Here is a 22,129-nt window from a genome sequence, read left to right as displayed (position 1 = left end):
TCCGTATGTCCCGTCTTATGCTGCAAGCGGCGAGCCCCCTGGCTCGCGCAATCCACTTGGCTTTGTTGGGGTTCGCCGCCATCCCTTGTGTGGTACTGCCAGGAATTGCCACTGCCCAGCAACAGGCCGCGCGCTTCGACATTGCACCGGGACCACTGGGCTTCGTGCTGGGGCAATTCGCCAATCGCGCCGGTATCACGCTGTCGTTCGCCAGCGAACAGACCGAGGGCCTGACCTCACCAGGTCTGCGCGGTGAATACACCCTGGAGGGAGGCCTGTCACGCTTGCTGGAAGGTAGCGACTTGCAGGTGCGCCGCGAAAGCAACGGTGGTTACCTGCTGATGCCCAAGGCCGCAGTAGGCGACACCGCGGTGGAACTGACCGCGCTGAGCATTTCCGGTAAGGCGCCTGGCTCCACAACCGAGGGTTCGGGGTCCTACACCACCGAGTCATCCAGTAGCTCGACTCGCCTGAACCTGTCGCTGAAGGAAACCCCCCAGTCGATCACCGTGTTGACGCGTCAGCGGCTAGAAGACCAGAAGCTCGATAACCTCACCGATGCCCTCGATGCCACCCCGGGTGTGACGGTGATTCGTGAGAGCCTGGGTGCCGACAGCACGACCTACATGTCCCGTGGTTTCGCCATCCGCAACTTCGAGATCGACGGAGTACCGACCTCGGCAAACATGGACAACTATACCCAGAACACTGCTATGTATGACCGGGTGGAAGTGGTGCGCGGCGCCACAGGCCTGATCAGCGGGCTGGGCAACCCGTCGGCGACCATCAACCTTATCCGCAAGCGGCCGACCACTGACCAGCAGGTGCTGCTGTCGGCCGAGGCAGGCAATTGGGATCGCTATGGCTTGAGCGTGGACGTGGGCGGTGCGTTGAACGACGCTGGCAATATTCGCGGGCGCTTCGTCGCAGACCACAAGGACCAGCATGCCTGGATCGACCGATTCAGCCAGGAACTGTCCACACTCTACGGTATTACCGAACTGGACCTGAGTGATTCGACCTTGCTCACCATGGGCTTCAGCCACCAGGTTACCCACAGCAATGCTCCGATGCGCACGGGGTTTCCGCTGTTCACCACTACGGGCGAAAGGACTGACTTCAAGCGCTCGTTCAACACCTCCCCGGACTGGAGCTACTATGATCGCGAACAGAGCACCTTGTTCGCCTCTATCGAGCAACACTTTGCCAATGGCTGGAGCGGCAAGGTCGAGTACAGCCATTCGCGCAACGACTATGACTCAGTGGTCGCTTACGTGGATGGCGCGATCGACCCCGTGACAGGAAGCGGCGCTACCATCATGCCGACACGTTGGCAGGCCGCGCCGACCCAAGACAACCTCGATGCTTACGCCACCGGCTCGTTCTCGTTGCTGGGTAGGGAGCATGAGTTGATCACCGGCGCCACTCTGTCCCGCATCGAAGAGCGCGGTACGCCGAACTACGGTGGCTGGCAGGGTTCGTGGACCGGGTACGACGATGCCATCGACAATATCTTCACGTGGAATGGTCATTCGCCCAAACCGGTGTTCAACAAGATCGGCGCTAGCGACATGACCGAAACTCAGTACGCCGCTTATCTCACATCGCGCTGGCACCTGACCGATGCAGCCAGCCTGATCCTGGGGACGCGGGTGGTGGATTGGAACCGTGAGAACAAAAGCTGGCTGTACAGCACTGGCGCGACCACGAAGGCAGAGCGCACCGAGAGCGGTATTGTCATTCCCTACGCCGGTTTCGTCTACGACCTGGATGACACCTGGACCGCTTACGCCAGTTATACCCAGATCTTCAACCCGCAAGGCGATCGAATCCGCGACGTCAACGGCTCGCCGCTCGACCCGTTGGAAGGTACTGGTTATGAGGTCGGTCTTAAAGCGGCCTTTCTCGACAGCCGCTTGAACGCCAGCCTGGCATTATTCCGGGTCGAACAGGACAACCTGGCCGTGGCCGACGGTAACCGCCTGCAGCCTAACGGTTATCAGGCCTACCGGGCCGAGAGCGGCACCACCAGTGAAGGCGTCGAGTTGGAGGTCAATGGCGAGCTTGCTGAAGGCTGGCAGGTCACCGGTGGATACTCCTATAACGTTAGTTTCAATGACGACGACCAGCGCATCGTCACTGAAATCCCACGTAACAGCGTCAAACTTTTCACCACCTACCGCCTGCCAGGCGAACTGGACAAGTGGACCGTGGGTGGCGGAGTGAACTGGCAGAGCGAGTCGGGTTATGCCCTGAGCTACGCCACCACCCAGAGCAGCTATGCAGTGACCAGCCTGATGGCGCGCTATCAGATTTCGCCAACGCTGTCGGCGACAGTGAACGTCAACAACCTGTTCGACAAGGAATACCTGACCACCACCGCCGGGGGACTGTACGGAGCGCCACGTAACTTCATGACAACCTTGCGTTACGCGTATTGAGCCATATCAGCGGCGGCGTGCAACCCGACGGCCAGCCCTGAGGTGGCGATCCTGCTGTTCGGATAGTTGGCCAGCAGGCTGTCCAGCGTTGGCGTACGGGCGGCGGCAAGGGCATTGGCGTCCTCGACCGCCCGCAGGCCGATGCCGTCGAGGATGATCAGTGCTCGTGTGGTCATCGGCGTGCCCTCAGAAGATGTAGTCAGTGGTGAGGAAGCTGGACTCCCTGCGCTGGATGATGTCGCTGAACAGCGCCTTGTTGTCGGCCTGGTACTTGGTGGCCACCAGCGTACGAATCGAGAACACCCGCAGCGCGTCATGCACCGACAACGTGCCTTCGGCGCTGTTCTTGCGACCGTTGAACGGGAAGGTGTCCGGGCCGCGCTGGCACTGGGCATTGACGTTGATGCGCCCGACCTGGTTGGCGAAGGCGTCGACCAGCCGGCCGACCTGGGCGCTGTCGTTGCCGAAGATGCTCGCCTGCTGGCCGAAGTCGGAATCGAGCACGTAGTCGATGACGGTCTGCAGGTCGCGGTAGGGCACCACCGGGATCACCGGGCCGAATTGTTCCTCGTGGTACACGCGCATGGCTGCGCTCACCGGGTACAGCACGGCTGGGTAGAAAAACGAACCGCGCACTTCACCGCCGCCGGCGTTGACCACCCGGGCGCCTTTGGCCTCGGCGTCTGCCACCAGGGTGGCCAGGTAATCGGTCTTGCCAGCTTCCGGCAGAGGCGTCAGCGCAACGCCTGCCTCCCAAGGCATGCCCGGCTTCAGCGCGGCGATCTTCTGGTTCAGCTTGTCGATGAACGCTTCGGCCAGGTTTTCGTGAACGAACAGAATCTTCAGCGCGGTGCAGCGCTGGCCGTTGAACGACAGCGCACCGGTGACCGCCTCGCTGACGGCATTGTCCAGGTCCACGACCGGCAGGATCACGCCCGGGTTTTTCGCGTCCAGCCCCAGTGCCGCGCGCAAGCGGTGCGGGCGCGGATGCAGCTTCTTCAGATCACTGGCGGCCTTGTGCGTGCCTATGAAGGCGAACACATCGACTTTCCCGCTGGCCATCAGGGCGCTGACGGTTTCCCGGCCACTGCCGTAGATCACGTTGATCACCCCGGCCGGGAAGCTGTCGCGGAAGGCTTCGAGCAGCGGGCGGACCAGCAGCACGCCGAACTTGGCGGGCTTGAACACCACGGTGTTGCCCATGATCAGCGCTGGGATCAGCGTGGTGAAGGTTTCATTGAGCGGGTAGTTGTAGGGGCCCATGCACAGGGTGACGCCCAGCGGTACGCGGCGGATCTGTCCCAGTGTGCCCTGTTCCAGCTCGAAGCGGCTGGAGCTGCGGTCCAGGTCCTTGAGCGCGTTGATGGTATCGACGATGTAGTCGCAGGTCCGGTCGAACTCTTTCTCCGAGTCCTTGAGGTTCTTGCCTATCTCCCACATCAGCAGCTTCACCACCGCCTCGCGCTGCTCACGCATGCGTCCGAGGAAGGCCTCGACATGGCCGATACGCTCGGCCACACGCAAGGTCGGCCAGGGGCCCTGGCCATTGTCGTAGGCACGCACGGCAGCGTCCAGCGCACCCAGCGCGGCTTCGGCGTCGAGCAAGGGGGCGCTGCCCAGGATGACGGGCCGGTCGCCGTCGGCACTGGCCAGTTGCACCGGGCTGCGTACGGTGGCGACCGGGCCGGCCCAATGCTGCAAACGGCCATCGACCAGGTATTCTCGTTGTTCGATCGATTCGCCCAAGCGGAAGGCCGGTGGAATCTGTTCTGGAGTAGGGAAAAGGTGGTACAGGCGCGATTCGGTGGTCATGCAGATTCCTTGTTGAAATTGTTGTCTGTAAAGGCTCAGATGCGGGCGGCCTGGCAGATGGTGCCGAAGGCGTCAGCGTCGAGCGACGCACCGCCGATCAGGCCACCATCGATGTCCTTTTGCGCGAACAGTTGGGCGGCGTTCTCGGCCTTGACGCTGCCGCCGTACAGCAGCGGCATCCGCGCTGCCAGCCTGGGGTTTTTCGCGGCCAGCGAATGGCGGATATGCTGGTGCACCGCCTGGGCCTGCTCGGGGCTGGCGGTTTCACCCGTGCCGATGGCCCACACCGGCTCATAGGCGATCACGCCCTTGGCCAGTTGCTCGATGCCGACCTGTTCCAGTACTGCCTTCAGTTGCGAGCCAATCACTGCGTTGGTGTTACCCGCGCGGCGCTGGTAGATGGTTTCGCCCAGGCACAGCACCGGTATCAAGCCGGCCCGCAGCGCGGCCTCGAACTTCATCGCCACCTGGGCATCGGTCTCGCCATACAGGCTGCGGCGCTCGGAGTGGCCGACCAGCGCGTAGCCGCAACCCAAGTCGGCCAGCATCTGGCCGCTGACTTCACCGGTGAACGCACCCTGCGCACGTTCGCTGATGTTCTGCGCCCCCAGCGCGATGGTCGTATCACCCAGCAAATCGGCCAGTTGCGCGAGGTAGGGCATGGGCGGACAGATGGCCACCTTGACCCCGTCCATCCCCTGCAGCGCGGGCAGCAGATCGTTGATCAGCTTGTGGTTGCTGACGCGGGTGCCGTGCATCTTCCAGTTGGCGATGACAATTTTTTCGTTCATATGCGTTCTCTCGTTCATTCAGCGGATGACTTCGCCAACACGCACGATTCGCAGGGTGTTGGTACCGCCCTGGTCATGGGCGTGATCCCCGCGGGTGATCAGCACGCAATCGCCGTGGCTGACCACCCCGCGTTGCAGCAACGCTTCGACGGCGCGCTGGTTTACTTCGTCCAGGGGCATTTCGTCGGTGCTGAAGGGCAAGGTCTGCACGCCACGGAACAGCGCCACCCGGCGCTGGGTGCGCAGGTTGCCGGAGCAGGCGTAGATCGGCAGGTGCGAGCGAATACGCGACATCAGGCGCGGCGTGTCACCCGTCTCCGTCAGGCTGATGATGGCCTTGACGCCATCGAGGTGGTTGGCGGCGTACATCGCCGACAGCGCGATGGTTTCGTCGATGCGCTGGAACACTTCGTCCATGCGGTGCTTGGAGCGTTGCGCCTGGGGATGACGCTCGGCGCCGACGATGATCCGCACCATGGCTTCGACGGTCTGAATAGGGTAGGCGCCCGCCGCCGTCTCGGCTGAAAGCATGACCGCGTCGGTACCGTCGAGCACGGCGTTGGCCACGTCGAATACCTCGGCACGGGTGGGCATCGACTGGGTGATCATGGTTTCCATCATCTGCGTCGCGGTGATCACCACGCGGTTGAGGGTGCGTGTGCGGTCGATGATCAGCTTCTGCACGGCGACCAGCTCGGCATCGCCAATCTCCACCCCCAGGTCGCCTCTGGCCACCATCACCCCTTCGCTGGCTTCGATGATGCCGTCGAGTACGGCGCGGTCTGCCACGGTCTCGGCCCGTTCGATCTTGGCGATCAGACCCGCTTCGCCACCGGCTTCGTGCAGCAGTTGGCGGGCCAGGTGCATGTCGGCCGCATCCCGCGGGAAGGAGACGGCGAGGTAGTCCACCTGCATGCGGGCGGCAGTGAGGATGTCTTCACGGTCCTTGGCGGTCAGCGCGCTGGCAGAGAGGCCGCCACCCTTGCGGTTGATCCCCTTGTTGTTCGAGAGCGGGCCGCCCACCAGCACTTCGCAGATCAGCCGGTTGCTCTGGACCTCGACCACCTGCATTTCAACGCGGCCGTCGTCCAGCAGCAGGATGTCACCCAGGCGGCTGTCGCTGATCAGCGCTTCATAGTCGATGCCAACGGCCTCGACGCCACCGCCCTGTTTATCGAGCAGAGCATCGAGCACGAAGCGCTGCCCCTTGTGCAGCAGCACCTTGCCTTCGGCGAAGCGTGCGATGCGGATTTTCGGGCCCTGCAGGTCGGCCAGGATCGCCACGAAGCGCCCGTGCCGTGCCGCCATCTGCCGCACCCGCTCGGCCCGTGCCATGTGTTCCTCGGCCGCGCCATGGGAGAAGTTCAGGCGTACCACGTCGACGCCCGCGCGCACCAGCCCCTCGATGGCCTCCAGTGATTCGGTGGCCGGGCCCAAGGTGGCAACTATTTTTGTTCTTCGCTGCATGAGGGAGTTCCTGATTGGATGTTTGAGCGTTCACGTACAGGGAATGCTCGATGCATGGCGGTATTGTTCGGATTGGCCAAATAAAGATTGGCATATTTACACGCAAAAATGCAATGTTATTTTGGCGGTGCAACGACGCCGTCGTTTAGAAATACAACAACAAAAGCCAGCACCCCCGGTGCGGCCAATAACCTCTAAACCAGGACTTCTTCACCATGCACGCAGCGACACTGGGTTTCACCGCGCTTGCCCTCAGCCTTCCCAGCCTGACTGCACAGGCCGCCGGACAGGACGAGGCCGAAGGCTTCATCGAAGGCAGCAGCCTTCGCCTGCTCACGCGCAACTTCTATTTCAATCGCGACTTTCGCGACGCCGATCCCGGTGACCAGAGCTATCGGGAGGAGTGGGCGCAAGGGCTGATGGCGTTCTACCGTTCAGGCTTCACCCAAGGGACGGTCGGTTTTGGCGTCGACGCCCACGGCCTGGTCGGCCTGAAGCTGGACAGCGGTCGTGGCCGGTCGGGCGCCGACCTGTTGCCGGTCGACAGCGATGACCGCCCCGAAGACAGCTACGGCAGCGCGGGCGCGGCCGTGAAAGTGCGGCTGTCGAGCACCGAGTTGCGTTACGGCAACCTGCGCACCGAGGCGCCGGTGTTCGCCACTGGCGATTCGCGGCTGCTGCCCGAGACCGCGACCGGCTGGCTGCTGAACAGCCAGGAAATCGAAGATCTGGCATTGGCTGCAGGGCACTTCACGGCCTACAAGCTGCGCGACGCCAGTAACCAGGATGAAGACCTTTACCTGAACTACGGCGAAGGGAAAATTGGCAAGGCGATCGACTTCCTCGGCGCGACCTACGCCCTGAGCAAACAGTTGACGGCCAGCCTCTATGCCGCCGACTTCGACGATACCTGGCGCCAGTACTACGGCAACCTGCAATACACCTTGCCCTTGAGCGATACCCAGGCGCTGGACGTCGACTTCAACCTGTACGACACCCAGGACACCGGCAAGGCGCTGCAGGGCGAGATCGACAACACCACCTACAGCCTTTCGCTCGGCTATGCCTTCGGCCAGCACAAGCTGACGGCGGCGTACCAGAAGGTGCGCGGCGACACGCCGTTCGACTATGTAGGCGGCGACTCGATCTTCCTGGCCAATGCGGTGAACTACTCGGATTTCAACGGCGCCAACGAACGCTCCTGGCAACTTCGCTACGACCTGGACTTCGCTGCCTACGGGGTTGCGGGCCTGAAGTTCAGCACCCGTTACGTCAAGGGTGAAGGTATCGATGGCACCCGGGCCGATCCGCTGGGTGGCTATGCCGGGCTGCAAGGCAAGGGCGGCGAGCATTGGGAGCGCAACGTCGACCTGCGCTATGTCGTGCAGTCGGGCGCCGCGAAGGACCTGTCGTTGCGCCTGCGCCACGCCACCCACCGCGCCAATGAAGCCCAGGGTGAAGGCAACATCGATGAAGTGCGGTTCATCGTCGAATACCCGATCAATATCTTCTGATACGTGCCCCGGCCGGCCACGTCGTCGTGGGAGGCGGCGCGGCCGGTCAGGCGCTTTCCCGATTGGCGCTGGAACTCAACGGCCAGGTGCGACATTTCCGTATCGGCGTTCATTAAGCGAATCGCGCGCCCCCTACGCTCGCGTATACTGTCGTGCAGATTGCAATTACTTTTTTTTCAATGGTTAAGGTCCATGGCATCCAGCACCCTAGTCCAGAGAATCGTTTCTGAAATCCGCCAGAAGATTCAGCTGGGCGAACTGAGCACGGGCGCGCACCTCAGCGCCCAGAAGGTCGCCGACCAGTTCCAGGTATCCCGCTCGCCGGCGCGAGAGGCGCTGACGGTGCTGGCCGACCAGAAGCTGCTGGAGCAGATCCCGAACCGGGGGTTCTTCGTGCTGGAAACTCCGGCAGACCTGCAGGTCGACGCCGACGAGATCACTTCGCTGGAAGAACCGCCCGAGTACTACCGCCTCTCGGAAGACTGGCTGAACGATGCCATTCCCGCCGAGGTCACGGAGAAGTACCTGCGCGAGCGTTACGATCTCACCAAGTTTCAGGTCATCGACATCCTCAATCGCGCTGCCAAGGTCGGTTGGGCCGAGCCCAAGCCAGGGTACGGTTGGCGCTTGCTGGACGTGGCGAAAACGCCGGAGGCGCTGGAGCAGATCTACCGTGTGCGCTCGCTGATCGAACCGGCGGCCTTGCTGGAAAGCAGTTTTATCTGCGACCTGGAGGTGCTGCGCAGCCTCAAGAAGGAACAGAGCGACCTGCTGGCGGGGGGGATCGACACCTTGCCGGCCGACATGCTGCTCAGGTCCGGTATCCGCTTCCATGAAGAGCTGATCAAGCTTTCAGGCAACCCGCTGTACCTGATGATGCTGCGGCAACTGAACAACATGCGCCGGCTGATCGAGTACCGCTCGATGATCGACCGCAAGCGCTTGTATACCCAATGCGCCGAGCACCTGCGGATGGTCGAGTTGGTGGAGGAGGGCAACAACCTGGAAGCCGCCCACCTGATGAAGCGCCACCTGAGCGGCTCGTTCGCGCGCAAGTCGCCGATCCTGGAGTTGCGCCGCACCGTCGCGGAAATCTAGGCCTCAAGGCTAATGCCAGTCAGTTAAGCCATTTGGGGCCGCTGCGCGGCCCATCGACGCGGTTCGTCGCCACGGCAAGCCAGCTCCCACAGGGACCGCGCAAAGCTTGAGGTCTGCACTGTTCCTGTGGGAGATCACCCAGCCCTATGGGCTGCGCTGTCGCGCAGAGAACTCAATTCGTAAGCGCGACGCGGCCTCTGTGGGAGCGGGCGTGCCCGCGAAGAATCCAACGCGGTGGGTGGCACCGGCTGCGCCGGTGTTCGCGGGCACGCCCGCTCCCACAAAGATCCTGTTAAATCAATCAGTTATGTGTTGTTCTATGAGAGCCCGGCTTGCCGGCGATGGGCTGCAAAGCAGCCCCAATGGCTGCCACTAAGGCTTAACTGACTGGCATTAGGCCTCAAGGCTCCTCTTCAAGCGCCGGGCTCCTGGCCAGCCAGCACTTGAGCAGGGGTTCGGCACAGAGCATCACCACCACCAGGCGCATGATCTGCATGGCCGTCACCATGCCGGCGCCGAGGTTGAGCGCCTCGGCGGTCAGGTACATTTCCGTGGTACTGCCGGGCATCATGCCCAGGACCAGCGTCAGCAGGGCCGAGCCGGACAGCGTGGCGAAGCCCCAGGCGAAGGCGAAGGTGGAGGCGATCATCGACAGGGTGAAGATCACGACCTTCAGCAGGTAGGCCGGCGAGCGGCGGAAGAAGCTCCGGTCGAAGAAGCTGCCCAGGGCGCAGCCGATCATCAGCTGGCCGTAATGGCTCAATTCCACCGGCAGTGCCATGTGCAGGTCGAAGGCGGCCGTGACGGCCCCGCACAGAGCCATTGGCCCGAACATCCAGGGGTTGGGCAGGCCCACGCGTTTCCACAGGGCCGCCACCAGCACACCGCCGGCGAGCATCGGCCCCAGCCAAAGCCAGTCTGCCGGTGGCCGTGCTGGCGCGGCGCCGGGGGCGATGTGCATCAGCAGGAACATGCCGGGCGGCACGCTCAGCACGATCAGTACCAGGCGGACGCTATGGGCGGCGGCGATCTGGCTGACATTGGCCTGGTAGCGCATGCCCAGCTGGATCATCTCGGCGAAGTTGGCCGGCATGAAGGCGAGGTAGGCGGTGGTCAGGTCCATGCCTTGGCGACGCATGAAGGCGATGCCGGCCAGGGCGAGCAGCAGGGTGAGCAAAGCGGCGCCGAGCATCAGAGGGAAATGTGCGGCGATTTCCTGCAGCACGGCCGGGGTGAAGTGCAGGCCGATGGAGGTTGCGATCAACCATTGGCCGGACTTGCGGCCGTTGGGGATCTCGGCGATGGTCCAGCCGCTGCAGCGCACCAGGATGACCGCGAGCATGGCGCCGATGATCCAGGGCAGCGGCCAGTTCGCGGCTCTGGCGAGCAGGACGCCGCCGATGCCCACCAGCGGAGTCGCCCACCAGGTGCGTAGGGTTTTCAGCATTGGACCTCCTTTGGCCTCATCGCCGATCCGTCAGACCGGATACCGCCGCCGCAAATCGGCAATCTGCTCCGGGGTCAGGGTGCGGAACTTGTGCTGGAAAATCAGCAGGAACAGCTGCGCCGTGGCCTCCAGCTCCTCAGTGGCATCCACCGCCGCATGCAGGTCATTGCCGGCCACCACCGGCCCGTGGTGCGCCAGCAGCATCGCATGGTGCTTGCCCGAGAACGTACGCACCGCCTCGGCCAGCGCCGGGTCACCCGGCGCGTAATACGGCACCAGCGGCAACTTGCCCACGCGCATGGCGTAGTAGGCGGTTATCGCCGGCAGCAGATCGTCCGGGTCCAGCCCCTCGAGCACCGACACCGCCACCGAATGCGTCGAGTGCAAATGCACCACCGCGCCACTGGTGGGCCGCTCCTGGTACATGGCCAGGTGCAGCATCAGTTCCTTGGACGGCTTGTCACCACTGATATGCCGGCCCTCCCAGTCCAGCTTGGTCAGCCGCGCCGGGTCCAGCCGGCCCAGTGACGAGCCGGTCGGCGTCAGCAGCCAACCGTCGTCCAGGCGCACGCTGATGTTGCCGGTGCCGCCATGGGTCAGCCCGCGGTCGTACATCGACTTGCCCAGCAACACGATCTCTTCCCGCTGCTTGTTCTCGTTCATGGGGCCAGCTCCAGGGCGCGGGTGAAGAAGTCGGGGCCACCGAAATTGCCGGACTTGAGCGCCAGGGCCACGCGGCCCGGCCCCTGGCCGAGTGTCCATGGGACACCCGGCGCGATCGAGGCGCCGATGCGCAACGCCTCGACGCCGAGCGCCTTGACCACCGCGCCGGAGGTTTCACCCCCGGCCACGACGAATGTGTTTACGCCGAGTTCGCGCAAACCCACGGCGATGTGCGACAGTGCCCGTTCGACCAGCGCGCCGGCCGCTTCCACACCCAGCCGAGCCTGCACTGCCTTGACCGAGTCCGGCGGTGCACTGGCATAGATCAGCACCGGGCCGTCGGCCAACAGCGGTTGGGCCCAGCGCAACGCTTCGCCGACCAGGTCGTCGCCGTCGGCCAGGCGCAGCGGGTCGAGGCTGAGCGCCGGGCGCCCGCTGTCGCGCCAGTGGGCGACTTGGCCATTGGTGGCCACCGAGCAACTGCCAGAGAGCACGGCGGTCAGCCCCTCGACAGGCTCCAGGTCCGCCGCGCAGTCGGCCTCCGGCAAAAGGCCGGCCCGCTTGAAGTTGTCCGGCAAGCCCAGAGCGACCCCGGAACCACCGGTGATCAGCAGATGCTCACTGGCCGCCTCACCGATCACCTGGAGGTCGGCATTGCTGATGGCATCAACGATCGCGTAGCGAGCGCCGTCTGCCTGAACTTGGGCAAAGGCCTGGCGAACCGCGTCGGCGCCGCAGCTGACGGCCGCATGCCGCACCAGGCTGACCGTGTGTGGGGTCTGCTGCTGCAGGACGCGGACCAGGTTGGCGTCGGTCATCGACGTGAGCGGGTGATGGCGCATGCCCGACTCGCTGAGCAGGGTATCGCCGACGAACAGGTGGCCGTTGAACAGGGTGCGCTGGTTCTCCGGGAAGGCCGGACACGCCAGAACGAACGGGGCGCCCAGCGCGTCGAGCAGGGCGTCGGCCACCGGGCCGATGTTGCCCTGCGCTGTGGAGTCGAAGGTGGAGCAGTATTTGAAGAAGTATTGCCGACAGCCCGCGGCCTTGAGCCAGGCCAGTGCGGCGAGGGATTCTTGCACCGCCTGCTCGGCGGGCAGGGTGCGGGTCTTGAGGGCAATGACCACGGCATCGACATCGGCATCGATCGGCCCAGTGGGTACGCCGATCACCTGCAACGTGCGCATGCCGCCACGCACCAGCATGCTGGCGAGGTCCGTGCCGCCGGTGAAGTCGTCTGCAATGCAGCCCAGTAACGGTTGGCTCACGGCCAGTTCCTCGTGAGTGAAGGGGAGCAAAGGCGGCACGCCGCAGCGCGCCGCCGGCCGGATCAGCCTGCGATGACCTGGGCCACGGCTTCGCCGAAGGCCTTGCAGCCCAGCTGGCCGCCGAGGTCGGCGGTGCGCTTGGCCGGATCTTCCAGCACCGCGTCCACGGCGCTTTCCATGGCCTTGCCCGCTTCGAACAGCGCCGGCTTGCCGTGGTGCTCACCCATCCACTGCAGCAGCATGGCCACCGACAGGATCATCGACACCGGGTTGGCCTTGTCCTGGCCGGCGATGTCGGGCGCCGAGCCGTGCTGGGCCTGGGCGCAGCAGTGGATGTCGCTGGCCATCATCGAGCCCGCCAGGCCTAGGCTGCCCGACAGCTCGCTGGCCAGGTCGCTGATGATGTCGCCGTAGAAGTTGGTGGCCACCAGCACGTCGAAGCGCTCGGGGCTACGCACCAGGTGGGCGGTGGATGCGTCGACCAGCAGATCGTCGAGCTGCACTTCCGGGAAGTCCTTGGCCACGTTGCGCACGCACTCCAGGAACAGGCCATCGGTCATGTGGAAGCTGTTGGCCTTGTGGATCGCGGTGACCTTGCGGTTGCGCTTCATCGCCAGCTCGAAGGCGCGGCGGGCGATACGCTCGCTGCAGTGGCGGGTGATCTTGCGGGTCGACAGGGCCATGTCCGGCGAGGGCATCACTTCACCCCAGCCGCGAGACATGTTGCGGTCCGGATAGAAGCCTTCGGTGGCCTCGCGCATGATCACCAGGTCCATGCTTTTGCCCGGCTTCATGTTCGACTCGAGGAAGGAGCGGGTGCGTGCCGGGCGCACGTTGGCATACAGGTCCAGGCCGATACGGAAGCCTGCCGAGACGTTGCGGCCGCCTTGTTCCGGGGCCGGGTAATCGGCGTGGGACTGGGTGCCGAGGATGATGCCGTCATAGGTCTTGGCTTTTTCCAGCACTTCGTCGCGCAGCGTGGTGCCGTGCTTTTCGAGGCTGACGAAGCCGACGTCGTCGTAATCGAACGACAGGCCCAGGTCGAACTTGTTGTTGGCGGCATGCAGGGCCGACATCGAGGACTCGACAATCTCAGGGCCGATACCATCGCAGGGAAGAACCAGAATTCGCATCACACTCTCCTAACCATTTTTATTCGGGACTGAAGCGCTCGAGCGGTGTCGCGTTAAAATGTATGTCATTGGTATGAAATACAATAATGAAACTTCGTTGGCCAATCGTCGATACCGTGCCGGCACCAGCGAGCGGCGGAACCCTCGTGATCGCGTTTGCACTTTATTGCATGCAAAACCAATCTATGCAACATTTGTTTTACATTTCGACTTTTGCTCGTCCCGAAGGAGACCGCAGTGATCAAGACTACCGATCTGTGCGATGAGAAGCCCCAGCAGGCCAGGGTACTGGCGCCGCTGTTCATGGACCTGGGCGGCAGGGCCGACTTCCAGGGGCCTGCGGTTACCGTCAAATGCTTCGAAGACAATTCACGCATCAAGGAACTGAGCGGGCAGGCGGGCGAGGGCAGGGTGCTGGTGATCGACGGCGGTGGCAGCGAGCGCTGCGCGCTGTTCGGCGACCATATCGCCGAGGACTTGGTATGCAATGGCTGGGCCGGTGTGCTGGTGTACGGCTACGTGCGCGACAAGGCGGTGCTCAGAGGGTTGCCGATGGCCATCAAGGCGCTGGGCGTCACGCCGGCCAAGTCGGTCAAGCGTAACGAAGGCCAGGTCGGCCTGGACGTGACGTTCGCCGGCCAGACCATCGCCAGCGGCGACCTGCTGTACGGCGACGACGATGGTGTCGTCGTGCTTGACGCCCCGCGCGCTTAACCCAGGTCGGCGACGGCTAGTGCATGTTTGAGATCTTTGGCGTCCTGGGCCTCGCGCGCCGCTTTCAGGCGGCTGACCACATCCAGGTGCTCGCGCAGAAAGACGGCAGCTTCTTCACGACGTCCTTCCTCGATCAGGTCGAGCAACTGGATGTGTTCCTTGCACTGGCTGATCAGCCGTGGGCGGTCGACGTTGGACTGGTAGGCCATGAAGCGGCGCAATTGGTTCTGACGGCGGATGGCCTCCAGGAAGAAGGCGTTGCCCGAGCAGCGCACGATCAGTTCGTGCAGGTGCGAGCCGATCTGGAACAGCTGCGAGCGCGACAGCGTGAAGATGTCGCCGTCGAGCAGTTCCTGCTGGATGCGCCGGGCCTTGGCGAACGCGACCGTGTCCACCTTGTAACCGGGTTCGAGCAGTGCCGCAGGCTCGATGGCCATGCGAAAGCGGTAACTCTGGATATGCGCCTCGGAGTCGTGCAGGAAGCTGTTGATGCTCCAGCCCTGGCCGGGGTTGCGTTCGATCATGCCTTCGTTGGCCAGGCGGTTGAGCACCTTGAGCAACTGGCCCCGCGGCACATCGTACTTGCGCAGCAACTCAGCTTCGAAGAACGAAGTGCTGATCTCGCCGGCCAGCACATCGTCGACCACACGCAGGTAGAAGTCTTCAGAAGTGTCGACATCCAGCGGCAGCTTGCGGGTGTCGATGCTGCGCGCGTCGGTGGTGAGGAAGTAGCCGCGGTTTGGTTCCTTGACCGCCAGGCCGAGCTCTTCGAGCAGGGCGAAGCCGCGCCGTACTGGGGAACGGGACACGCCCAGCTCCTTGGCGAAGGCTTCCTCGCGCAGCGGGTCGCCAGCACGCATCGAGCGTGCCCGGGCCATGTCGAGGATCTTGGGAGCGAGTTGGCCTGCGAGGTCGGGTCTTTTCTTGGTTGTCATCTTCTAACGCTTCGAGCATCGGGCGGCACGCCGCGAGAAGCCACAATGTTTGCATCACGGAGTACACATGACCAGCACCAAACGTATTTTTCTGATTCACGCCACGCCCGTGGCCATGGCCCCGATCGCCGAGGCCTTCGCCCGTCTCTGGCCCGAGGCGCAATTGTGCAATCTGCTGGAAGATTCGCTCTCGCGAGACCTGCGCAGCGCTGGTGGCCTTACCGACGACCTGAAGCGGCGCTTTCGCACCCTGGCGCGCTATGCCTGCGATGCCGGCGCCGATGCGGTGCTATTCACCTGCTCGGCGTTTGGCGAGGCGATCGAGCTGAGCCGCGGTGAGCTGGATATCCCGGTGCTCAAGCCGAACGAGGCGATGATCGAGCAGGCACTTGAGCAGGCGCGCAAGGTCGGGATCCTGGCGACCTTCGAGCCTTCCATCGCTTCAATGACGGCGGAATTCCAGCACGCCGCCCAGGCGCGCGGTGTCGAGCTGGAGATTGTGTCAGGGGCCTGCCCGCAAGCGCTCGAAGCCTTGCATGCCGGCGATGCGGCCGGGCATGACCGGTTGATCGCGGCGCTGGCGGAGCAGGTGCAGGGATGTGAGGTGCTGTGTTTCTCGCAGTTTTCCATGACTTCGGCCGCACCAGCGGTAGGCCAGGCCAGCGGGCGAACCGTGCTGACCACACCGGACAGCGCCGTGCAGAAGCTTCGCCGCCTGCTGTTGTAATCGGCTATATGATTTTAAAAGTGCAATGCTAGGGGTAAGTCGGAAATCTCGTTTTTTGTCGTGTAATTGTACTTTGTTGTCTTGCAAAACAATTTGCGATGGCGTTTAGTAGTCGGCAGCCGCCACGGCCAGTGGCCCGGCAATGCTCCCCACAAAAACATAATTGGAGTACACACATGAGCAAACGTATCGCCTATGTCACGGCAGGGATGGGCGCCCTGGGCACCGCCATTTGCCAGCGCCTGGCCCGCGACGGCTTCACGGTCGTGGTCGGCTGCGGCCCAGCCTCGCCGCACAAGGACGAATGGCTGGCTGAGCAAAAGCGCCGCGGCTTCGAATTCGTCGCCTCCGAAGGCAATGTGGCGGACTGGGCGTCCTGCCAGGAAGCTTTTGCCCGGATCAAACAGGACATTGGGCCGGTGGACGTGTTGGTGAACAATGCCGGCACGGCAATCAACGTGGTGTTCCGCGACATGCAGCCCAGCGACTGGAGCACCGTGATCGACACCAACCTCAATTCCCTGTTCAACGTCACCCGTCAGGTGGTCGATGACATGGTCTCGCGCGGCTGGGGCCGGGTGATCAACATCTCCTCGGTCAACGCCCAGATCGGCCAGGTCGGGCAGGTCAACTATTCCACCGCCAAGTCGGCGATCCGCGGCTTTACCCGCGCACTGGCCCGCGAGGTGGGCTCGCGCGGGGTAACGGTGAACACCGTGTCGCCAGGCTTCATCACTACCCCCAAGCTGCGTTCGGTGACCAGCAGCGCGGTGATGGACCGCATCATCCAGGACATCCCAGCGCGCCGCCTGGGCACCCCGGACGAGATCGCCGCCATCTGCGCGTGGCTGGCATCCGACGAATCGGGCTATGCAAACGGGGCCGATTTCTCGCTCAATGGCGGCCTGCACATGAGCTGACGGCTGCTCCGGCTGTAGCACTACCTTGATGCGCCCCGGCGCTGACTCATAAAAACAATTGTACTTTACGTCAAGGTGATACAAATGCTGTCAATTCTTGGATACGGCATGATCGTGACCTTCATGGCCCTGATCATGACCAAACGCCTGTCGCCGCTGGTGGCGATGACCACCGTACCGATCGTCTTCGCCTTGCTCGCCGGTTTCGGCCCGGACATGGGCGGCATGATGATCGAGGGGCTGCGCAAGGTGGCGCCGACCGCGATCATGGTGATGTTCGCCATTCTCTACTTTGGGGTGATGTTCGATACCGGGCTGTTCGACCCGATCATCAAGAAGTTCATCAAGCTGATCGGCGGCGACCCGATGAAGGCGGTGGTATTCGCCGCGCTGCTGGCCGGCCTGGTGTCGCTCGATGGCGACGGCTCGACCACCTACATGATCACTGTCACGGCCATGTTGCCGCTGTTCAAGCGCATGCGTCTGGACCCGCTGGCGCTGACCTGCGTGGTGATCCTCGCCGCCAGCGTGACCAACCTGCTGCCGTGGGGCGGCCCGCTGGCCCGTGCCGCCGCTTCGTTGCAGGTGGAAACCTCGGAGCTGTTCCTGCCGCTGATTCCCACCCTGATCATCAGTTTCCTGGGTGTATTGCTGCTGGCCTGGTTCATCGGTGTACGTGAACGCCAGCGCCTGGGCACCTTGCCTCAGTCGCTGGGCGCCGCGGCCACCGTGTTCGACGACGCCGACAACGAAGCCACCCCCTCGCTCTCGGAAGAGAACGCCGAACTGCGCCGACCGAAGCTGTTCTGGCTTAACGCCGGCCTGACCATCGCGCTGATGACCGGGCTGGTGCTGGAAGTACTGCCGCTGGCGATTCTGTTCATGGTCGCGTTTTCCATCGCCCTGGTGATCAACTACCCGCACATGCAGGACCAGCGCCGGCGCATCTCGGCCCACGCGCCGACGGCGCTGAACCAGATCGCGATCTTCCTCGCCGCCGGCATCCTGGCCGGGATCCTTTCCGGTACCGGCATGGTCGACGCGATGTCCAGGAGCTTCCTCGACATGCTCCCGGAAACCTGGGGGCCGTACATGGCGCCGATCACCGCGTTGGCGAGCATCCCCGGCACCTTCTTCATGTCCAACGATGCCTTTTACTACGGCGTGCTGCCGGTGCTGGCCAAGGCCGCCGAGGTGTATGGCATCACCCACGCTGAAATCGGCCGCGCTTCGCTGGTCGGCCAGCCCATCCACTTGCTAAGCCCACTGGTGGCGTCCACCTACTTGTTGTGCGGCCTGGCTGGGGTAGAGTTCAGTGACCACCAGAAGTACACGTTGAAATGGGCCTTCGCCCTGTGCATGGTGATCATGTTCGTGGCCATGGGCTTCGGTCTGTTCCCATGGAGTGCTGGCTGATCATTGACACCGGGGCGTTCGCCGAACGCCCCGGCTCCAGCCTTTCAGGACTTTCTCAGTGCGCTACGACCTAATCAGCCTGGACCTTTTCATCACCGTTGCGCAGGAGCGCAACCTCACCCGCGCCAGCCGGATCAAGCACGTGGCCGTGTCGGCGATCAGCAAGCGCATCACCGAGCTCGAAGCCCAGATCGGTTCACCCCTGTTGCTGCGCAATGCCCGCGGGGTCGAGCTGACCCCGGCTGGGCAATCGTTGCTGTTTTATGCCCGGCAGCTCAAACAGACCATGGCCCAGCTCGACACTGAGCTGAGCGGTTATGCGAGCGGGGTGAAGGGTCATATACGGATTCACGCGATCACCTCCGCGCTGTCCCAGTTCCTGCCGCAGGACCTTGCCGATTTTGCTCGCTCCTATCCGCAGATCAAGTTCGACATCGAGGAGCGGGTGGGGTCGGCGGTGGTGCGTGCGGTGGCCGATGGCCGTGCGGATCTGGGCATCATCGCCGTACAGACGCCGGCACAGGGGCTGGAAACCTACCCGTACCGGCACGACGAGCTGACTCTGGTGGTGCCCGGTGGCCATGAGCTGGCTGCGTGCAAGAGTGTCAACTTCAAGGAGGTGCTGGCGCACGAGATGGTTGGCCCGCACCTGGAAAGCTCGATGCACACCTTGCTCACCCGCGAGGCGGCGAAGCTCGACATGAGCCTCAAGCTGCGCATCCGCATCAGCAGCTTCGACTGCATGTGCAGGATGGTGTCCAACGGACTGGGTATCGCCGTGCTGCCGCGCAGCGTGATCGACCAGTACCTGCGCAGCCACAAGCTCAAGGCAGTGACCCTCGCCGAACCGTGGGCCCAGCGCACGCTGCTGCTGGCGTTGCGTAAATACGACGGTGCCTCGCCGACCCTGAAAACTTTCATCGACCACCTGAAATTACCGGAGTAGAGCCTCGGGCAAGCGTTCTCGTTCGGAGAACGCTGCTGTGGTAATTGACCAATTTTCATCCTTTCAGGTTGCTCTTACTATCGGCACATCTACAGCGCTGATTGCCTTTTTTCAGGCTGTGAACACTATAAAAAGCCGAGCGATACGAGCATGACCGAGACTGTCCGTGACCTGATGAGCACCCTGGAGATCGACCAGGTAAGTTTTGCCTACGTCGACCTGAAGAAGCTGCTGAACCCGAGTCAGCTGCAGCGCTTGCCTTATTCGATCCGTATCCTGCTGGAGAACGTGGCGCGTTGTACCCCCGAAGCCCTCGAGCCGGTGTTGGCCCGCGCCATCGGCCAGGGCCCTGACTGCGAAGTGCCGTTTCAGCCCAACCGCCTGATGTTTCACGACACCACCTGCCTGCCGGCACTGGCTGATTTTGCCGGCATGCGCGACGTGGTCGCCGAGCTGGGGGGCGACCCTGCGGCGATGAACCCGCAGATTCCGGCGGTGCTGACCATCGATCATTCGGTGATCGTCGAGCGCTACGCCGAGCCTGAGGCGGTCGAGCAGAACCTGGACATCGACTTTCGGCGTAACAGCGAACGCTATCGCTTCATCAAATGGGCGCAGAAGAGCCTGAACAACTTCGGCGTGATCCCGCCGGGCACCGGCATCATCCATCAGATGAACATGGAAGCATTGGCCAAGGTGGTGTGGGAAAGCCGTACCGAGGACGGCCGGCGCCTGCTGCACCCGGACGATATGGTTGCCACCGACAGCCATACGCCGATGATCAATGCCATTGGCGTGCTCGGCTGGGGCGTCGGCGGCCTGGAAGGGCAGGCGGCGATGGTCGGCGAGCCGGTGCCGATCAATTTCCCGCAGGTGATCGGTTTTCGTGTCACCAACGCGCTGCGTCCCGGCGTTACCGCCACCGACCTTTCGTTGCACGTCGCCGAGATCCTGCGCAAGCGCTCGGTGGTGGGCAAGTTCGTCGAATTCACCGGGCCTGGCCTGACCACCTTGAGTTGGGCAGCCCGCGGCACTGTGTCGAACATGGCGCCTGAGTACGGCGCGACCGTAGTGTTCTTCCCGTTCGATGACCAGACGCTGGATTATCTGAAACTCACCGGCCGCTCCCCGGAACTGTGCCGGCAGGCCGCAAGCTACATGTGCACCCAAGGCCTGCATCGTTGGGACGACTTGCCGGAGCCAGTGTTCGACGAGCTGATCGAATTGGACCTGGCGAGCATCGAGCCGAGCGTCGCCGGCCCTTACCAGCCGCACCAGCGCCGGCCGCTGTCGCAGTCGGGCCCCTCGTTCCGCGACGAGGTGCTGGGCGGTGGCAACCTAATCACCGGGCCGAAGGCCGAGGAGTACTTCGAGCCGTCGTTCGGTGAGCCGATACGCCATGGCGCGGTGGTCATCTCGGCAATCACCAGCTGCACCAACACCGCCAACCCGGCGCAGATGATCCAGGCCGGCCTGCTGGCGCGTAACGCCAGGCGCCTGGGCCTGCAGCGCAAGCCTTGGGTGAAGACCTCGCTGTCGCCTGGCTCCCAGGTGGTGGCCGATTACCTGGCCGCAGCCGACCTGCTGCAAGACTTTTCTGCACTGGGCTTCGAGCTGGCCGGGTTTGGCTGCATGACCTGTATCGGCAACTCCGGCAAGCTCGAAGAGCACGTCGAGGCCTTTGCCGACCAAGGCCTCAAAGGCGTGGTCGTGCTCTCGGGCAATCGCAATTTCGAAGGCCGGGTGAACCCGAAGGTTCCGGCCGGCTACCTGGCGTCGCCCGCCTTGTGCGTGGCCTTCGCCATTGCCGGTACGATCGAAGTCGACCTTGTACGTGAGGCGCTTGGCGAGGATCGCGCGGGCAACCCGGTGTTCCTCCACGACCTGATGCCCAGCGACGAAGAGGTGGCAGCCATGGCGGCGCGGGTGGTCAAACCCGAGTTCTTCCAGCAGCGGATGGCCACGGTATGGGACGGTACCCACCACTGGCAGGCCCTGTCGGCCGAAGGCAGCGTGCAGTTCCCCTGGGACCCGCGCTCGACCTACCTGCGTCGCCCACAATACCTGGCCGATATCCAGGCCGAGCCCAAAGCCAGCCTGGCGATTCAGGGCGCACGGCCGCTGATGGTGCTGGGCGATAACGTCACCACCGACCACATTTCGCCCGCTGGCGCCATTCCGGCTGCCAGCCAGGCGGGGGAGTGGCTGCTGGCGCGCGGCGAAGACCCACAGGACCTGAACCAGTACTCCACGCGCCGCAGCAACCACGAAGTGATGCTGCGCGGCGCCTTTACCAACAAGTCGGTCAGGAATCGCTTGCTCGGCGAGCAGCAACCCGGCCCGGGCGCGTGGGCTTGGAGCGCCGATCACAGCCAGTGCCAACCGCTCTACGACGCGGCTGCCAGTTACGCCGGCACGCCGATGGTGATCTTCGCCGGCATCAACTACGGGGCCGGTTCCAGCCGCGACTGGGCTGCCAAGGCCCAAGCCCTGCTAGGCGTGCGTGCCGTGGTGGCGCGCAGCATCGAGCGCATTCACCGCAGCAACCTGATCGGCATGGGCGTGCTGCCGCTGCTGTTCGTTGAAGGGCAGGGTGTGGATGACCTGAACCTGGACGGCAGCGAGCAGTTCGACTTCGTTGGCTTGGACGAGTTGACCGTGGGCGACAACGCCATCGGCTTGGTGATCCGCCGCGAAGACGGCCTTCGCGATGAGGTGCAGCTGGTTGCCCGGATCGACTCGTTGCAGGAGATTCGCTACCTCACCAACGGCGGTGTGCTGCCGTACGTAATCCGCAAAGTGGTCAAGCGCACCCGCGGCTGACCCCCGCTTTCAAT

The 22,129-nt window shown here is 63.5% G+C and carries 18 protein-coding genes; 9 read left to right on the top strand and 9 right to left on the bottom strand.

Annotated features, from left to right (window positions below):
- Nucleotides 1–5: 5 nt before the first annotated feature.
- Entirely contained in the window at nucleotides 6–2,441 is a 2,436-nt protein-coding gene (locus TZ03_RS08835) for a TonB-dependent siderophore receptor (protein ID WP_051097093.1), read from the top strand.
- Here the strand turns inward: TZ03_RS08835 and TZ03_RS08830 are convergent.
- The 4 genes from TZ03_RS08830 to pyk are packed head-to-tail and all read right to left on the bottom strand — an operon-like array spanning nucleotide 2,429 to nucleotide 6,511.
- Nucleotides 2,429–2,617, bottom strand: a complete 189-nt coding sequence (locus TZ03_RS08830; protein WP_051097092.1) for a hypothetical protein — start codon at nucleotides 2,615–2,617, stop codon at nucleotides 2,429–2,431. The genes TZ03_RS08835 and TZ03_RS08830 overlap by 13 nt on opposite strands.
- 10 nt (nucleotides 2,618–2,627) lie before the next feature.
- Nucleotides 2,628–4,253: an NADP-dependent glyceraldehyde-3-phosphate dehydrogenase gene (locus tag TZ03_RS08825; RefSeq protein WP_051097091.1), complete on the bottom strand. Its 1,626-nt coding sequence runs from the start codon at nucleotides 4,251–4,253 to the stop codon at nucleotides 2,628–2,630.
- Between the two features lie 35 nt (nucleotides 4,254–4,288).
- On the bottom strand, nucleotides 4,289–5,044 hold the full coding sequence (gene tpiA, locus TZ03_RS08820) for a triose-phosphate isomerase (protein ID WP_051097090.1): 756 nt from the start codon (nucleotides 5,042–5,044) through the stop codon (nucleotides 4,289–4,291).
- A gap of 18 nt (nucleotides 5,045–5,062) precedes the next feature.
- Entirely contained in the window at nucleotides 5,063–6,511 is a 1,449-nt protein-coding gene (gene pyk, locus TZ03_RS08815) for a pyruvate kinase (protein ID WP_051097089.1), read from the bottom strand.
- Nucleotides 6,512–6,726: 215 nt separating this feature from the next.
- Here pyk and TZ03_RS08810 point away from each other — a divergent pair, with 215 nt between their 5' ends.
- Nucleotides 6,727–8,025: an OprD family porin gene (locus tag TZ03_RS08810; protein WP_051097088.1), complete on the top strand. Its 1,299-nt coding sequence runs from the start codon at nucleotides 6,727–6,729 to the stop codon at nucleotides 8,023–8,025.
- Between the two features lie 192 nt (nucleotides 8,026–8,217).
- Nucleotides 8,218–9,123 (top strand): GntR family transcriptional regulator, encoded by a 906-nt coding sequence (locus tag TZ03_RS08805; protein ID WP_051097087.1) that lies wholly within the window; start codon nucleotides 8,218–8,220, stop codon nucleotides 9,121–9,123.
- 400 nt (nucleotides 9,124–9,523) lie between these two features.
- Here TZ03_RS08805 and TZ03_RS08800 read toward each other — a convergent pair whose 3' ends face one another.
- The 4 genes from TZ03_RS08800 to TZ03_RS08785 form a co-directional block, all read right to left on the bottom strand.
- Nucleotides 9,524–10,570: an AbrB family transcriptional regulator gene (locus TZ03_RS08800; protein WP_051097086.1), complete on the bottom strand. Its 1,047-nt coding sequence runs from the start codon at nucleotides 10,568–10,570 to the stop codon at nucleotides 9,524–9,526.
- 30 nt (nucleotides 10,571–10,600) lie between these two features.
- Complete coding sequence (otnC, locus tag TZ03_RS08795) at nucleotides 10,601–11,233, bottom strand: 3-oxo-tetronate 4-phosphate decarboxylase (RefSeq protein WP_051097085.1); 633 nt, start codon at nucleotides 11,231–11,233, stop codon at nucleotides 10,601–10,603.
- On the bottom strand, nucleotides 11,230–12,501 hold the full coding sequence (gene otnK, locus TZ03_RS08790; protein ID WP_051097084.1) for a 3-oxo-tetronate kinase: 1,272 nt from the start codon (nucleotides 12,499–12,501) through the stop codon (nucleotides 11,230–11,232). Before otnK ends, otnC begins: the two co-directional genes overlap by 4 nt.
- A 62-nt stretch (nucleotides 12,502–12,563) precedes the next feature.
- Nucleotides 12,564–13,634: an isocitrate/isopropylmalate dehydrogenase family protein gene (locus TZ03_RS08785; RefSeq protein ID WP_051097083.1), complete on the bottom strand. Its 1,071-nt coding sequence runs from the start codon at nucleotides 13,632–13,634 to the stop codon at nucleotides 12,564–12,566.
- A 237-nt stretch (nucleotides 13,635–13,871) separates the two neighbouring features.
- Between TZ03_RS08785 and rraA the strand changes: the two genes are divergently transcribed.
- Complete coding sequence (gene rraA / locus TZ03_RS08780; RefSeq protein ID WP_082056585.1) at nucleotides 13,872–14,348, top strand: ribonuclease E activity regulator RraA; 477 nt, start codon at nucleotides 13,872–13,874, stop codon at nucleotides 14,346–14,348.
- Here rraA and TZ03_RS08775 read toward each other — a convergent pair.
- On the bottom strand, nucleotides 14,345–15,283 hold the full coding sequence (locus tag TZ03_RS08775; protein ID WP_051097081.1) for a GntR family transcriptional regulator: 939 nt from the start codon (nucleotides 15,281–15,283) through the stop codon (nucleotides 14,345–14,347). The two genes, rraA and TZ03_RS08775, sit on opposite strands and share 4 nt — an antisense overlap.
- A 67-nt stretch (nucleotides 15,284–15,350) precedes the next feature.
- Between TZ03_RS08775 and TZ03_RS08770 the strand changes: the two genes are divergently transcribed.
- From TZ03_RS08770 to acnA, 5 genes are all read left to right on the top strand, one after another.
- Nucleotides 15,351–16,010, top strand: a complete 660-nt coding sequence (locus TZ03_RS08770) for an aspartate/glutamate racemase family protein (RefSeq protein WP_051097079.1) — start codon at nucleotides 15,351–15,353, stop codon at nucleotides 16,008–16,010.
- A 176-nt stretch (nucleotides 16,011–16,186) separates the two neighbouring features.
- Complete coding sequence (phbB, locus tag TZ03_RS08765; RefSeq protein ID WP_051097077.1) at nucleotides 16,187–16,930, top strand: acetoacetyl-CoA reductase; 744 nt, start codon at nucleotides 16,187–16,189, stop codon at nucleotides 16,928–16,930.
- Nucleotides 16,931–17,014: 84 nt separating this feature from the next.
- Nucleotides 17,015–18,346, top strand: coding sequence for a CitMHS family transporter (locus tag TZ03_RS08760; protein ID WP_051097076.1), 1,332 nt, complete (start codon nucleotides 17,015–17,017; stop codon nucleotides 18,344–18,346).
- A 58-nt stretch (nucleotides 18,347–18,404) separates the two neighbouring features.
- Nucleotides 18,405–19,292 (top strand): LysR substrate-binding domain-containing protein, encoded by an 888-nt coding sequence (locus tag TZ03_RS08755; protein WP_051097074.1) that lies wholly within the window; start codon nucleotides 18,405–18,407, stop codon nucleotides 19,290–19,292.
- A 150-nt stretch (nucleotides 19,293–19,442) separates the two neighbouring features.
- Nucleotides 19,443–22,115, top strand: coding sequence for an aconitate hydratase AcnA (acnA, locus tag TZ03_RS08750; RefSeq protein WP_051097072.1), 2,673 nt, complete (start codon nucleotides 19,443–19,445; stop codon nucleotides 22,113–22,115).
- Nucleotides 22,116–22,129: the final 14 nt, after the last annotated feature.

It is taken from the genome of Pseudomonas sp. 10-1B (genome assembly GCF_000935045.1).
GTDB lineage: Bacteria > Pseudomonadota > Gammaproteobacteria > Pseudomonadales > Pseudomonadaceae > Aquipseudomonas.
The sequence above is the reverse complement of the archived record's forward strand: the minus strand, read 5'-3'. Positions and strand labels throughout refer to the sequence as shown.

Coding starts and splice junctions, on each gene's coding strand:
- TZ03_RS08835 (WP_051097093.1), top strand. CDS start 6: ATGTCCCGTCTTATGCTGCAAGCGGCGAGCCCCCTGGCTCGCGCAATC.
- TZ03_RS08830 (WP_051097092.1), bottom strand. CDS start 2,617: ATGACCACACGAGCACTGATCATCCTCGACGGCATCGGCCTGCGGGCG.
- TZ03_RS08825 (WP_051097091.1), bottom strand. CDS start 4,253: ATGACCACCGAATCGCGCCTGTACCACCTTTTCCCTACTCCAGAACAG.
- tpiA (WP_051097090.1), bottom strand. CDS start 5,044: ATGAACGAAAAAATTGTCATCGCCAACTGGAAGATGCACGGCACCCGC.
- pyk (WP_051097089.1), bottom strand. CDS start 6,511: ATGCAGCGAAGAACAAAAATAGTTGCCACCTTGGGCCCGGCCACCGAA.
- TZ03_RS08810 (WP_051097088.1), top strand. CDS start 6,727: ATGCACGCAGCGACACTGGGTTTCACCGCGCTTGCCCTCAGCCTTCCC.
- TZ03_RS08805 (WP_051097087.1), top strand. CDS start 8,218: ATGGCATCCAGCACCCTAGTCCAGAGAATCGTTTCTGAAATCCGCCAG.
- TZ03_RS08800 (WP_051097086.1), bottom strand. CDS start 10,570: ATGCTGAAAACCCTACGCACCTGGTGGGCGACTCCGCTGGTGGGCATC.
- otnC (WP_051097085.1), bottom strand. CDS start 11,233: ATGAACGAGAACAAGCAGCGGGAAGAGATCGTGTTGCTGGGCAAGTCG.
- TZ03_RS08785 (WP_051097083.1), bottom strand. CDS start 13,634: ATGCGAATTCTGGTTCTTCCCTGCGATGGTATCGGCCCTGAGATTGTC.
- TZ03_RS08775 (WP_051097081.1), bottom strand. CDS start 15,283: ATGACAACCAAGAAAAGACCCGACCTCGCAGGCCAACTCGCTCCCAAG.
- TZ03_RS08770 (WP_051097079.1), top strand. CDS start 15,351: ATGACCAGCACCAAACGTATTTTTCTGATTCACGCCACGCCCGTGGCC.
- phbB (WP_051097077.1), top strand. CDS start 16,187: ATGAGCAAACGTATCGCCTATGTCACGGCAGGGATGGGCGCCCTGGGC.
- TZ03_RS08760 (WP_051097076.1), top strand. CDS start 17,015: ATGCTGTCAATTCTTGGATACGGCATGATCGTGACCTTCATGGCCCTG.
- acnA (WP_051097072.1), top strand. CDS start 19,443: ATGACCGAGACTGTCCGTGACCTGATGAGCACCCTGGAGATCGACCAG.